Raw genomic sequence first — 13,449 nt, forward strand, 5'->3', positions numbered from 1 at the left:
ATTAATCCTCCTGGGGTTGGAGCGCGGGTTTGGTTGAGACATCGCGGCGCAACGTCAGAAATCCGGCGACCCACTGGCCGAAGCGCGAAGGCGTCCGGGCCTTGCTCGCCGCCCTGCGCCCTTGGTGGTCGGGGCCGTGCCTGGCCTTGCCTTGCGCGTGCCGCCGCCTTGCATCGGCCTCTTCCGTCTCGCGGCGCAGGGCTTCGGCGGCTTCGATCTCGGCCCGGATCTCTTCGAGGTCTCTGGTGACCTTCGCCCAGTGTTCGCGTTCCTTGGCCCGTTGAATTTCGATCGGATCCGGCCGGGTGACTTCGATGGCGGCTTCGGGTTCGCGCCTGGATTGGCTGATGCAGACCGCCGTTTCGCGCACGAGTTCCGAGATCTGGCGCCGGAGATCCTGGCCCAACTCGCCCGCTGGCGCGGGCGTCGACGCTGGCGCGCCCGAGATGGCCTGGAGCCATTCCTCGGCGCTTTTCATCCGGTCTTTCGCAAAGAGATTCAGGCATTTGTCGATCGCGGCGAGAAACGCATCGTCATAGGACGGGATGCGCCCGGCGAGCGGCTGGTAGGGATCGGGATCGTTCTGCGCCACGGCGGCCAGGCGCACGGTGCTGTTGGGCGGCGGGCATCCCCGGATCAGATGGTGGAAGGTCGCCGCCAGCGCGTAGAGATCGCTCGATTTCCGCTGGGAGCTGCCGGCCAGATAGAATTCTTGCGGCGAGTAGCCGTCCTTGACGGTGTGAATGCGCGACAGCATCCGGGTCGCCCGTGCCGCGTTCTGGCGCGCGGCGCCGAAATCGATGAGCACCGGCATCCCGTTTGGGGCGAGCAGGATGTTGTCCGGCGAGATGTCGCGATGCAGGATCCCGTTCTCGTGGACATAGGCCAGGGCCTTCAGCAGCTGATCGAGCAGCCGCCGCACCTCGTCGGGGCCAAGCCGGTCCGGCGTCGTCTCCAGGACGTCGAAAAGGTCGGGGCCCTCGACGAAATCCATCGCCATATAGGCGGTGCCGTTCTCCTTGAAGATCTGATGCACGCCGACGACGTTCGGGTGTGAGAGCTGCGCCAGCGCCCGTGCCTCGCGCTCGAACAATTCCACGACGCGGCCGAAATCGACTTCGTTCGACACCGAGCGCAGGCGCACCTTGCCCTGCCTGCGGCAACACATGGAGCCCGGAAAGCACTCCTTGATGACGACCTTCCGGCCCAGGCTGTCATGGGCGAGATAGGTGACGCCGAACCCGCCCGAGTTGATGTAACGCAGAACAGTATACTGCCCCTGGCACATCTTGGTGCCCGGCTGCAGCTCGTCCGCCATCGGAGAGGCTGCATCCGTCGCCAGAGCAGGCTCCTGTTCCATGATAGCGCGGCCTCCTGTTCTTTGGGGTCGGACAATAGCTCCCGGCGCAAGGGTCGCGGGTTCGCTGAAATATGGCGCGGATTCGGCCCGAAACCTGACACGCAGGAGTCCGAGTTTTGACAAGTAAGCGGGATGTTAGACTTCTGCATTCCGCTCAAATTCAGAGTATCGGGCCAATCGCGGGCGCATCGCCGTCATCTGTTTGGCGGCGACCTTGATCCTGGCGGAGTGACGGCGCGATCGGTGATTGCCAAACGTGGCCTCGCCGTCGCGACCCGGACAGTCGCGGCGGCGAGAGGCCTCGTTGGACAAGGCAGCCGACGCGGTCACGGCATGAAACCAGACTGATGGCTCGGCGGCCTGGGGCCGCCGATCCCGTCGATCGATGGCCGCCCCCGGATCGCGGGTATGGCGCGGGATCCATCCTGAGGCCAACAAGGAAACATCGGAGGCCCGAGCGGTCGAGATGACCGGGCGCGCCATCGGCGATCCCCGATGCTGCTCCGTCTGCGCCAAATTGCGCGCGCGCCCGATCACCACGTGTCGGACCTCCAGCGCCGCATCGCGGTCCCGAAGCGCTACACCGCGAAGGGCATGCCTGTCTCCGTGGCCCTCAGGTGACTGCCTCCGGGGAAGGGCAAACTGCGATCAGGCCCCGATGTGTGCAACACCGTCCGACAAGCCTTGAACACGGTCTGTGTGAGGACCACGCCGATCATTTCGGCGTCGCCGGAGACTCGCCCTTCGTTCAGTTCGGGCCTTCACGCGGGGGCGTTCACATCGCTATGCCACCCAGCCGCGCGCGCGAGCCTCCAGGTCAGAACAGCATGACGTCGTCCAAGCCGAGAGCCGGGCGGCCCTCGAAGGTCGCGATGATCTGTAGGCCCTCCGGTCCGTCCGGCCCGTCGATATCGACCGACAATTCCTTCGTGCGGAGCCGGAACGCGGCCAGCCCGTTATCCAGCAAGTCCAGAACCTCGGCCCTGTCGAGTGGCCTTAAATTGATCCGGCTGTTCCCCAACCCGAAGAATTGATCGTCGAGCAGCAATTTGTCGGAGGCGTCGAAATCCGTGATCGTGCCATTCGGCGCGACAGCGGTCCCCTGGAACGCGAAGTAATCACGGCCGGCGCCGCCCGTCATGGTGTCGTTGCCGCCACCGGAGATCAGGATGTTATCGGCCTCGTTGCCGATCATTTCGGTCGCGCGCGCGTCGCCAAAGATCCAGGAGTTTCCGCCGCCTTCTGCGGCTTCGACACGCTCCACGCCGGTGCCCTCGACCCGGAACTTGACCCGCTGCTCAAGGATAACACTGTCGAAGCCCTCGGTGTCGCGGACCCTGTCGCGCTGGTCGTCGACGATATAGGTGTCGTCGCCCCCTCCGCCTTCCATCGTGTCGGCGCCCGAGCCGCCATTCAGGGTATCGGCGCCGGGGCTGCCTTGGAGCGTGTCGTTGCCGGCGGTGCCCTCGAGCACGTCATCGCCCGCGACGATGATGCCTGTCGGATCGCTCACCACCCGCTCCGGCGTGCCGAACCCATCGGTATAGGAGACCTGGACCGACAGCTCCGTCCCCACATCCTCTGCGGCCAACTCGTAGCTCTGGCCATTGGCGCCGGTGATCTCGGCCCCATTGCGCAGCCATTGGAAGGCGAAGGCGCCAAGCCCGTCCGCATCGGTGAGCGCGTCGGTGCGCGCGACGAGGGTTTCGCGCTGCTCAATCAGGCCATCGATCGTCGGCGCACCTTCCGGCAGGTCATTGATGTTCGCGATGGCGGCCGTCTCACCGCTGACGACAGACTCGTCCGTGCCGAACCCGTCCACATAGCCGACCCGCAAGGTGATCGCCGCCCCGACATCTGCCTGCTCAAGCAAGTAGGTCTCGGCGGTCGCATCCGCGATCTCGACGCCGTTCCGGAGCCATTGGTAGCTGAACGCCCCAAGTCCGTCTTCGTCCGCGATACCGGTCGTGACCGCCGTAAGCGTTTCGCCCTGCCGCGCCGTCCCGAGGACGGAGGGACTGCCTTGAGGCGCGTCGTTGACATTCGTGACGGGCGCCCCGGCGGTGCTGACGCTGACGCCGTTCCCTCCGAACCGGTCCGACACCGTGGCGCGCAGGACGATCTCGGCGCCGACATCCTCCTGCGTCAGCAGATAGGTCTCGCCGGTGGCTTGATCGATCTCAACACCATCGCGCAGCCAGCGATAGCGGACGGACGCGATCCCATCCTCGTCGCTCAGGCCGGAGATATCCGCCGAGAGCGCCGCCCCCTCCTGGAGGTCGCCGGTAACGGCGACACTCCCCTCCAGGGCGTCGTCCACATTCTGGACTCGGGTGAGGACGGTTCTCTGTACCTCCTCCTCCGTGCGGAAGAGGTCCGTGTAGCGGTACACGACCGAAATCTGAGTTCCGACATCTTCCTGGCCCAGCTGATAGGTGGCAGCGGTCGCGCCGGCGATTTCGACGTCATCGCGAAGCCACTGATAGGTTCCCGTCACCGAGAAACCGTCGGTATCGGTGATGCCGCCGAGATCGACGCGCAGCGTGGCGTCTTCGATCATATCGCCGGACACAGCGAGGCTGCCGGTCGGCGTGTAGTTCCGCGCCGTGTTCTCGAGCGTCAACGAGCTGCCATCGTGGAAGGTGGCAACGCGGCTGGTGTCTTGCTGAGTGACCGTGATCTGCGCCAGTTCGGCGGCGGTGAAGGCGTTGAAATCCAACTTGTCGCGGCTGCGCTGATAATCGGTGATGACGTCGCTTCCGAAATCCGGCGCGAACACGAAGACATTGCCCTCCGAAAAGCTCGTTCCGCCCGTGAGCACATCGTCGCCAGGGCCAGCGATGAGCGTGTCGGTCCGCGAGCCTCCGATTAGCGTGTCGTTGCCGAGCCCGCCGTCGAGGTAGTCATCGCCTGAATTGCCTTCGATCGTGTCGTTGCGCGTCGTGCCGATGATACGGTCGTCGCCGTTTCCGCCCAGGATCGAGTCGGCGTTCACGTAGCCGGTGATGCCGCTCAGGTCGAAATCGCCGCCGGTCGATGTGGCGCGCAGGGGGCCTTGCGACAGGTCCAGCCGTTCGACCGAGGCCGCGGCGTCCAGACGCAGGTAGTCAAGACCGCCCGGGATCGCGAGATAGGTGTCCGTCCCCTCTCCGCCGAGGATCGTGTCCTCGCCGCCATTGCCGCTGATCGTGTCGTCGCCGCCTCCGCCCTCGAGCCGGTTGGCCTCCAAGTCTCCGATCAGCCGGTCGCCCTCGGCGCTGCCGACGAGGTTCTCGAAGCCGAGCAACGCCTCGCGATAGGGCGTCTCGAACGTGGCCACATAGCTGTCGGCCAGCGAGAGAATATGCGCGCCGGATCCCGCCACCGAGAACGTATCGTTGCCCGCCCCGCCGTCGAACCGGTCGATGCCGGCCGATTGCACGACGAGGTCGTCGCCGCCAAGCGCCGCGATACTGTCGTCGCCGGCCGTGCCGAGGATAGTGTCGGCGTACGCGCTGCTGGCGGGGGTTGCGTCGTAGGCCGCCGCGTTCTGATAGCTCACCCACTCTTCCTCGGCGCCGCTCCCATCCCAGAAGGCGATGACGCCATCCTGGGTCGCGGCGACTACGGGCCGCAGGTTGTTGCCGACGGTGTCGTCGAGCGCGTTGCTCATGTTGGCTGGCGTCCCGAGCGTGCCGTCCTGGGCGATCGGGATCATCATCGCGTGGGCGCCGAAGACGGCGCCGTCGGGGTTGTTGGGGTCATTCACTTCGAGCGCGAGGTAGGCGCCGCCGCCGGGCGCCTCGGTCAGCGAGATGTCCCCATTCGACACGCTGTATTGTCCTGGCAGCGGGTTTGCCGCGGTCACGGCCCCGTCGACATAGGTCGCCAGCACCGTCTCGCGTGTCGTGGTCAGGAAGGCGGCGGCGAAATTTCCGTTGCCAAGCGCGGCATAGTCAGCCGTCATGATGCCAACGCCCGGCTCGAAGCGGAAAAGCTCGGTATCGTTCTCCGTGCCGGTATAGGTGATCGCGCCCGTCGCTTCATCGACCGTATGATTGCGCGCGATGAGACGGTTGATCACGTCGTTGTTGCGGTCACGCAGCGTCGTGTCGAGATAGATCGAGGTATAGCCGTCCGGCAGGGCAACGGCGCCAGGGAAGAACCCGCCCAACCCGGACAGCTCGAAAGACGCGCTGTCGCGCCTTGTGCCGTCGAGGTCGACGACGGTCTCGACGAGGTGGCGTGTCGGGCTCTCCCAGGAAACTAAGAGCCGGCCGTCTTCCATCGTCGTGGCGGAAAAGCCGACCGGGGTCGTGACCGGGCCGCCCGGTGGGTCTTCGTGGACCACCAGCGCCTCGCCGCGTTCCGTGCCGTCGGCATTGAAGAGCTGGACCTTGAGCTGCGTGAGATATTGGCTGCGGTCTCCCTGGACCGTGGTGCTCTGCTCCAGAAATGTGATCGCGAAGCCGCCGTCCACGAGCGCGGTCACCTGTCGACCGTTCGTGAGCTGCTGCTCGTAGGGATTGAAAAGTTCGCGCGTGCCAAGCCCGAACAGGTCGGAATTCAGAACGATGTCACCATCGCCGTCGATGATGCGAAACCCCAGTTTCCCAAAGTCGGCACCGGGTTCACCGACCTGGAAAACCTTGACGACGTTTCCGTCCGACAGGCTCGCTACGGTCCGGCCCAGCAGGTTGCCGGGGCTAAGGCTTGTGATGTGCTGGACCTCGAAAGACTGCACATCGGTCTCGGCATGCCAGTCGAGAGCGCCGACGCTCAGCGTCGTGTCTGTCCCATCGGGCGCGCGCAGCGTCTCGACATCGCGCAGGAGTGTGCGACCGTTATTCTTGAGCCCGCCCAGTTGGAAGGTGCTCAGGTGCGTGAGGACGTGGGTGTAAGCGCCATACAGGATTGGATCGACTTCGTGGATCGCGAAATCCGGGACGGTGTCCTCGGGATCCGCGCCCTCGGGAATGACCACCTCGAATGTGTCGCTGCCGGCTCCGCCATCGATGCGCGCGATCCAGTCACGATTTCCGGTTCCGCTCTGGAGGATGAAGTCGTCGCCGCCAAGGGCCTGCAAGGTATCTTCGGTCCCGGCCGAGGAGAGGACGTCCGATTGCGGGGTGCCAAAGATCCTTTGGTTCGCCATAGTCTTAACCCGTCACACTGTGTTCTGTGGAGGTTTTGAAAAGCGCCGGGCAGATGTGCGCAACGCTGCGGCCACTGTTTGTATGATTTTGTTGCATATTCCTTACATCTGACCCCTCCAAAGACCTCCGCCGTCGCGCTGCCCGTAGTGACTGGCCTGCCTCGGAACAGGCCGCTTGGCGGAGCATCAAGGACCGACTGGAGGAGGTCTCGGCCGGGGGGCGCTGGCCCGCGCCTTCCGCTGGTAGGAGATGCTGGACTCGGGCGCGCAAGCCACCATCGCCGAACTGGCCGAGCGGGAAGGGACCGCGTCCTCTTCCATGACACGCATCCTGCGTCTCAGCCGGCCGGCACCCGGCATCGTCGAGGCAATCCTGGATGGGCGGCAGGGGCCGCAGGTGACGCTGGCGCGGGTGCTCGAGCCGTTTCCGACTGAATGGGGACTACAGCGGGAGAGCGTGACGCATAGGTCGTGAACTGCCCATTGCTGACCTTGCTCGCTGACGGAGTGAAGGGCTGGGAAAGGCCCGGTGAAGCCGATGTTTGGAGCTGCAATCTACTGAAAATCGGCCAGTGACGAGGCCTTGCGCACGCCTGAGGCGAGCATGTTGATCAGGGCCGGATCAAGAAAGCGCCGCTCGAGATCGCCCGTCAATGCTTCGGGGTAGTCGGGACGCAAATTTTCTAGTTTCCCAAGGGCTTCGCTTGCACCGGTTGCATTGCCAAGGTGGCCATGGGCGGCTGCGAGAAGGACATAGGACATGTAGAAGCCGGGCATCTCTCCGAGCCGGGCTTCCTCCACGGCGCGGTCGAAGTCCCTTTCAAGGATCGCGGCCATGGCTGTGGAATGGTGCCAGACGGGCGGATGGACCGGAGACATGTCCCTTGCCTCGGCAATCAGACGCTGGCCCTCCTCCCACTCGCCGGACATCGACAGGAGATGTCCAAAATAGGCGCGTGCATCGGGATCGTTGGGGTTGAGTTCCAGCGCCCGACGGGCCGTCTCCCGGAAGGCGGCGGTATCGCGCCGGAAGTATTGCGTCGCGGCGAGGACGCTGTGGGCCGACGCGCTGTCAGGTGCGATCTCCACGGCGCGATTGGCCGCTTCGAAGGCGCGGGACAGGGGCGGGCCCGGCGCGGCTCCCTCTCGGAATCCGTTGCGCCGCTCGTCGAGATAGATCTGCGCCAGGCTGCTCCAGACTTCGGCGTAATCGGGCGACACCCGCGTCGCGTCTTCAAGGCAGTCGCGGACGGCAGCGTGCTCCTGCGGGTCACGGAACTGCAGGTATGAGTAGAACCTGAGGACACACATGTAGCTCGCCCTGTCCGGCGCATTCTCGCCGCCGCTGTCGGAGGCTATGAGCCTCGGGATGACGCCGTCGCGCGTGGCGAGCGCGCGAGATATGGCGTTTGCCGCGTCGACTCGTACCGTCGATAATCCCTGCTCGGTGTCGGGCAGCGAGTGTTCGTCAACCCAGACGACCTGGCCGTCCGGTACCGTCAGCAACTCGAGCGTCAGCCGGGATCCGTCGACACTGTCGTGAAGGGCGCCGGAGAGCTGATAATCTGCGAGCAGTCTTTGCCCGAGCGGGATCGCCGTTTCCCCAGGCTTGTTCGCCACGGCGGTGGCCGCGCGAGACACCACGACCAGATTGTCGAACCGCGCCAGGCGATTCACGATGTCGGCTGTCAGCCCGGTGGCGATGTAGTCCGGACTGCCCGACAGGTTTTCGATTGGCGCAACGGCCACAAGCGGGCGCTCGAATGCCGGGCTGTCCGACGAACGCGTCGACCACAGCGTGCCGGTCGCGAGGGCCAGGAACCCGACGGCACCCCCGACGACGACCCGTCGTGAGGACCACCACGAAGAGTTGACCCGATCCAAGGGGTTTTCCTGCCCCTGGGCCGGTTTCGGCGGCACCGTTTCAACGGCCTTGAATGTTGCGAAATATGCGCCCTTGGGGATCTCGATGGTAACGCGTTCTGTCGCGCCCTCGGTCTCGAAATAGTGCTTCAGGCGCGCCCGTAGGCGACCGACTTCCACGCGAACGCGCGAGATGTCCGATGTCTCGTCGACGTCGATCCCGAACACGTCGGCGGCAATGTTCTTGCCGAGCAACTGGTCGCCTCGTCCTTCGATCGTTTCGGAGACGATGTGGCGCAACAGAAGGCGAAGGCGCTCTGATCGGGAAAATGTGTCGCTTCTCAGTACGCGCGCGAGGGCCTCCCTCAATTCGGCTTCCTGCACGGGCTTTGCGGCGACGGGGCGATCATTCTTCATGGATAACAATGATCCCGTTGGTTTCCGCTACGGTATCTTACGAATGGCAACCTTCCGCGTCGAGACTGATCTGCCACTCTGGCGCGTATGCTGCATTGTCGCTCTCACACATCCCGGCCGAACGGCGGCAGAAAGCGATGCGCGCCGTGAAGTGGCTTTATGCCCTGTCCTGCGGCTTGCTCGTGGGCGCCACCGCCGTGGTCTACAGCATTTCGTTCTTTGCGATCGTGTTCACGGGCGATCTTGCCACGCACGCCGAGGCCTGGGTGGGCGCATCACTGATCGCTGCCGGGGTGATGAGCATCGTCGGCGGCTTGTTCTTTTCATGGAGCGGGACGATCATGCACCCGCAGGACGTGACGGCTGCCCTGTTGTCGATCGCGGCCGCGCATGTCGCGGCTGGACTTGCCGGCGCTGCACAGGCGGAGATCGTGGGCACCATCCTGTCGATGATCGCGGTCACGACCGTGGCTGCCGGGATCGCGGCCTTCCTGCTGGGCCGGGCCCGATTGAGCTACGTCGTTCACGCCATTCCCTACCCGGTCGTGCTCGGATTTCTGGCGGCAACCGGTTTCCTGCTCGTCCTCGGCGCGGTCGGGATGGCCATTGAACGCACCACAACGGTCTGGACTATCTCGGAAGCGGTCCGTGCCGACGCCATCATGCAATGGATGCCCTGGCTTGCCGCCAGCGCGGTTATCTTTCTTCTGAGCCTTCGCATCCGCTCCCCCCTGCTCTTGCCGGTCTCCGTCGGCGTGACACTGGCGGTCTTCTATACGGTCGTCGCCGCGGGGCCCGGCCTTGCTCAAGTTCAGTCCAGTGGCGTGATGTTGGCGCCCCCGGACGGCGCGCAGGGCGCGCGTCTCGCTGTTTCGCTCTACGGCGCGGCGAACTGGTCGGCGATCACCTCGGAGCTTCCGGTGCTGATGGCGGTCGTGGGGCTTACCATCGTGGGCGGATTGCTGAACCTGACCGGCGTGCGCTACGCGACCGGGCAGTCTCTCGACCTCGACCGCGATCTCAGGGCCATCGGCGCCGCCAATGTCGCGGGCGGCGCGGCAGGCGGACTGGTGGGCTACCCGGTCGTGAGCACCTCCTATCTTGGCTGGAGAGTTGGACTGAAGGGCCTCGGCGCCCCCGTCGCCGCTGCGGGCACCTGCGGCGCGGTCGGGCTTTTTGGCGCCGAGCTACTTGCCCTTCTGCCGAGAGGTCTCTTTGCGACGATCATCGGCTTTCTGGGTCTCGATCTCCTCGTGTCGTCCCTCAAGGCCGCCCAACAGCGCCTTTCCAGAACGGATCGCCTTCTGTTCACCGGAGTGGTGACCATGGCCGTGACCGTTGGCGTTCTTGAGGCCATGGCCGTCGGCTTCATCGCCGCCATCGTGCTTTTCGCCCGGGCCGCAAGCCAAGTGGACGTTCTGCATGCTCGGCACACCCTGGCCACAAGAACCTCCCGCACGGAACGCCCCAGCGCCGACATGCGGCACCTTGCACGCAGCGGACAGGATATCGTGATCATCGAACTCCAAGGTTTCCTGTTTTTCGGGGCCTGCACCCGTCTGCGAAGCATCGCTGACCAGGAGCTCGTGAAAGCGGGGCGCCCGCCTGACGGGATCGTCCTGGATTTCTCGCGCGTCGGCGGCCTGGACATTTCGGCCGCGCTGGCCTTCGCAGAGCTTCGAAGCCAATGTGCGACCATCGGGGTGGACCTGGTCGTGGCCGGCGCCCGGACTGCGGTGAAAGCGATGCTCGGCGCTGTCGATGCCCAGGGAAGCGACGCGATCACGTCATACGGAACGCTTGACGAAGCGCTCTTCGCTGTCGAGGAGACGCTTCTCTCCTCGACCGAGAGGCTTGGCAGGCCTCGTGGTGGCACCACTTTCCTCGACGACCTCGCAGATCTGCACCCGGGCTTCGACCCCTTGCGTTTCTGCGAGGTGACCACGGCGAAGGCGGGAACCCGCATCCTCTGCGGACAGGACGATGCGCGGGAACTGTTCGTGCTCATTTCAGGACGCGCCCGCGCAACTCTCCGAAACGGGTCCGATCGGAGCCATGTCGTCGCCCGCTTTCTTCCGGGTACTGTCATCGGTGAGATCGCTCTATACAACGGCACCCCCCGGTCGGCGGAAGTCGAGGCAGAGACCGACTGCAGGTTGCTGCGGATCGACCGGCAGTCGATCCTCTGGTCGAACTCCGGATCCGGAGCTCTCTCGACAGACTTCCATCGACTGCTTGCCGAGACGCTGGCCAGTCGGCTTCAGCGCTACATGACATACGTGACCGAGATCTGACCGAGCGCGTCTCGGCCTCCGAAGCGATCAATTCGTGAGCTTGCCGCGTTTGGCTTTGAGCGAACAAGCTCGCTACCAAGCGTTCCGCGCCGGTTTGATGCCTCTCTTGTCGGCACGACGGACCTTGCCCCCCCCGGAGTAGCGAAGGTTTGGGACCCGGCCTTCGTGACGAATATCAGCTCTACTGCGGCGCAGCATTCTGCCATTTGGCCGGCGCGTGGCGGACGTGCGATCTCCGTTCCATCGGGTCGAGCGCGACCAGTATCGGGATGTTCCGCCATCTCCCCCAAAAGAGACAGGTGTATCTGACACCTTGCATGCTCTGCACCAAATCTGCACAGCCATGAAGGCCGGAGAATATCGGCCCCGAGAGACCGCCTCCGCGCCTTTTGGTGCCGCTGCTCAGCGCCAACCGCACAACCTACCGGAACAACGAGAAATTCTAGCCGATGACACGTGCGGAGAAACGGTTTCCAAGGGCAAGGGGCGGAGCGGTCGCTCGAGCACCTCGGGCGCATGGCTTGCCGATGTCTTCCCTGTGGCTCCGTACTCTCATAGTCAGGAGTCTCCGGTAAACCGGGGCGCTTCAGATCGTCGATGACCCACCTTGGCACACCATACGCAGTCGGGGACGGTCACACCATTAGACCCCCGTTACGCAACAAAGCCCCCGGCGCTTTTTAAAGTGCTACAGAACAACGGCACAAAGAAAGGATGACTGAGGTAATGTTTGGCCAGTTGGCGCTGGGAGGCGCGATAACGTTCTTCTCTTTGACTGGGGCCGCACTTATGTGGTGGATTTTAAACGAAGCACTCTTGTTTATGGAAGCTTGGCTGCGACGCCCTCCAAAACCGGCCAAATCACTTATCGTTGTATTGATGGCCGTCCTTGCAACTATGGCAATGATGACCTTTGGTGTATGGCTTTGGGCAATAATCTTTGTGCAAATGCTGGTCTTCAACTCATTGGAGGAAGCCGTGTACTATTCTCTTGTTGCCTATACAACTCTGGGCTTGGGAGACGTTGTGGTTCCGCAGGATCAGCGGCTTTTGGGCGGGATGACAGGCGCAAATGGTTTTTTGATGTTTGGCCTTATGACCGCTATGTTGACCGATACTTTTCGGCATGTGCGACGAGTGCAACGAAATTTACGGGACTGATGCCCTCCTGCTGGAAAGCGGCAAACGCCCTCGACCGTGTGGATAAAACCTTATCCTGACGACAGTGCCGTGATTCACGCTGCCCGACTGTGATCGGGTGGGGGGACAGGGTATCGGGCGATCTCGCGTTCAGCGGGAAATCCGTCCCCCAAACGGATTGCTGCTCCGCCTCACCGCGAAGAGCACGACCCACCTCCGCACGAACGGGTGGGGCCTCGCGAACTCGCACTTTGATCCTGAAAGGGAATGACGTCTGACAGGCCTACCCGGTTCAAGCGGTCTGGCGCACTACAAGCCCGGAAAGTCCGCGTAGACTAGGGCATGATCACTTGCATGAGGTCCGCTATCTAACCAGAAAGGTTGAAAATTCGGCGAAATCTGTCGCACCGGCTGCATGCCTGACCTGATGATATGCGGACGGACATCTGGATACTCCTCGGCCAACCTGGGTGAGACGAAGATCCGATCGGGTCGCGAATGGAGATGCTTGTCTGGCATGTCGTAGGTCCAATCCGTTCCCGGCGTGAGCCGATCAAGTAAGTCTACCGCGAAGTTTGATTTGAGCGGCTGCAGTGCTGACCTCGACATAACGTCCGCGCGCGCCGGCTCGTTGAAGTCACCGAGAATGATCCAGCGTTCGCTCATAGGGTCCGCGAAGCGCGCCTCGACGATCTTTCGAACCGAGCGGGCTTCTGCTTCCCGGACGAGACGTGCCTTTGCAGCGTCGGGATACGGAGCCTTGAAGTGGCAGACGAAGAGGGTGACGCTGCCAAATTCGAGCTGCAAACAATCGCGCCGAAAGATTGGACGATCGTGCAGGTCGGCGGGCAGGTCTGCCAGCCCTAGGTCGGCTCCCGTCAGTTCCGCATGGCTCGTTGTGCTGACGGGCTGTTGCCGCGACATTGCGGCGACGTTCAGACCGCGTCCGTCGTTTCCCTTGAAGCAGTATCGGTGAGGATACCCAGGCAATCCCGCCGCAAGCAGAAACCGGTCGTGGAAGAAGTCCAACGCCGCTAGGTCAAAGACCTCCTGCAGGGCGAGTATATCCGCCTGGGCGCTCGCAATGACCTTTGCCGTCTCAACCCTGTCAGCACGCGCAAGATCAGTCGGGCGAAGCATCTCCCGCCGATCCTGATCCGAAGCGCCGTCAAGCGTTGGGCGTCCGTCGCGGGTGCGAAGCCGTAGGTTCTGAAGGTTGAAGGTCGCTATTCGCATGGCGC

The 13,449-nt window shown here is 63.7% G+C and carries 7 protein-coding genes; 3 read left to right on the forward strand and 4 right to left on the reverse strand.

The features are described 5' to 3' along the window. Window position 1: 1 nt before the first annotated feature. Both DTQ71_RS11515 and DTQ71_RS11520 read right to left on the reverse strand, forming a co-directional pair. Window positions 2-1,360, reverse strand: a complete 1,359-nt coding sequence (locus DTQ71_RS11515) for a serine/threonine-protein kinase (RefSeq protein ID WP_245947456.1) — start codon at window positions 1,358-1,360, stop codon at window positions 2-4. 817 nt (window positions 1,361-2,177) lie between these two features. Continuing rightward, entirely contained in the window at window positions 2,178-6,494 is a 4,317-nt protein-coding gene (locus DTQ71_RS11520; protein ID WP_109564432.1) for a calcium-binding protein, read from the reverse strand. 250 nt (window positions 6,495-6,744) lie between these two features. On the opposite strand from DTQ71_RS11520, the gene DTQ71_RS11525 reads away from it, so the two are divergent. Continuing rightward, window positions 6,745-6,969: a hypothetical protein gene (locus DTQ71_RS11525; protein ID WP_342768125.1), complete on the forward strand. Its 225-nt coding sequence runs from the start codon at window positions 6,745-6,747 to the stop codon at window positions 6,967-6,969. An 80-nt stretch (window positions 6,970-7,049) separates the two neighbouring features. On the opposite strand, the gene DTQ71_RS11530 is transcribed toward DTQ71_RS11525, so the two are convergent. Then, entirely contained in the window at window positions 7,050-8,774 is a 1,725-nt protein-coding gene (locus DTQ71_RS11530) for a tetratricopeptide repeat protein (RefSeq protein WP_170125406.1), read from the reverse strand. Between the two features lie 8 nt (window positions 8,775-8,782). Between DTQ71_RS11530 and DTQ71_RS11535 the strand changes: the two genes are divergently transcribed. Further along, window positions 8,783-11,068, forward strand: a complete 2,286-nt coding sequence (locus tag DTQ71_RS11535; protein ID WP_170125407.1) for a SulP family inorganic anion transporter — start codon at window positions 8,783-8,785, stop codon at window positions 11,066-11,068. Between the two features lie 714 nt (window positions 11,069-11,782). Further along, the gene (locus tag DTQ71_RS11540; RefSeq protein WP_109564435.1) at window positions 11,783-12,229 is read left to right on the forward strand and encodes an ion channel; all 447 of its coding nucleotides are present in this window, start codon (window positions 11,783-11,785) and stop codon (window positions 12,227-12,229) included. 288 nt (window positions 12,230-12,517) lie between these two features. Here DTQ71_RS11540 and DTQ71_RS11545 read toward each other — a convergent pair whose 3' ends face one another. After that, window positions 12,518-13,444 (reverse strand): endonuclease/exonuclease/phosphatase family protein, encoded by a 927-nt coding sequence (locus DTQ71_RS11545; RefSeq protein ID WP_109564436.1) that lies wholly within the window; start codon window positions 13,442-13,444, stop codon window positions 12,518-12,520. Window positions 13,445-13,449: the final 5 nt, after the last annotated feature.

Origin of the sequence: Jannaschia seohaensis, assembly GCF_900116765.1 — a bacterium.
GTDB lineage: Bacteria > Pseudomonadota > Alphaproteobacteria > Rhodobacterales > Rhodobacteraceae > Jannaschia > Jannaschia seohaensis.

Coding starts and splice junctions, on each gene's coding strand:
- DTQ71_RS11520 (WP_109564432.1), bottom strand. CDS start 6,494: ATGGCGAACCAAAGGATCTTTGGCACCCCGCAATCGGACGTCCTCTCC.
- DTQ71_RS11535 (WP_170125407.1), top strand. CDS start 8,783: ATGATCCCGTTGGTTTCCGCTACGGTATCTTACGAATGGCAACCTTCC.
- DTQ71_RS11545 (WP_109564436.1), bottom strand. CDS start 13,444: ATGCGAATAGCGACCTTCAACCTTCAGAACCTACGGCTTCGCACCCGC.
- DTQ71_RS11540 (WP_109564435.1), top strand. CDS start 11,783: ATGACTGAGGTAATGTTTGGCCAGTTGGCGCTGGGAGGCGCGATAACG.
- DTQ71_RS11525 (WP_342768125.1), top strand. CDS start 6,745: ATGCTGGACTCGGGCGCGCAAGCCACCATCGCCGAACTGGCCGAGCGG.
- DTQ71_RS11515 (WP_245947456.1), bottom strand. CDS start 1,360: ATGGAACAGGAGCCTGCTCTGGCGACGGATGCAGCCTCTCCGATGGCG.
- DTQ71_RS11530 (WP_170125406.1), bottom strand. CDS start 8,774: ATGAAGAATGATCGCCCCGTCGCCGCAAAGCCCGTGCAGGAAGCCGAA.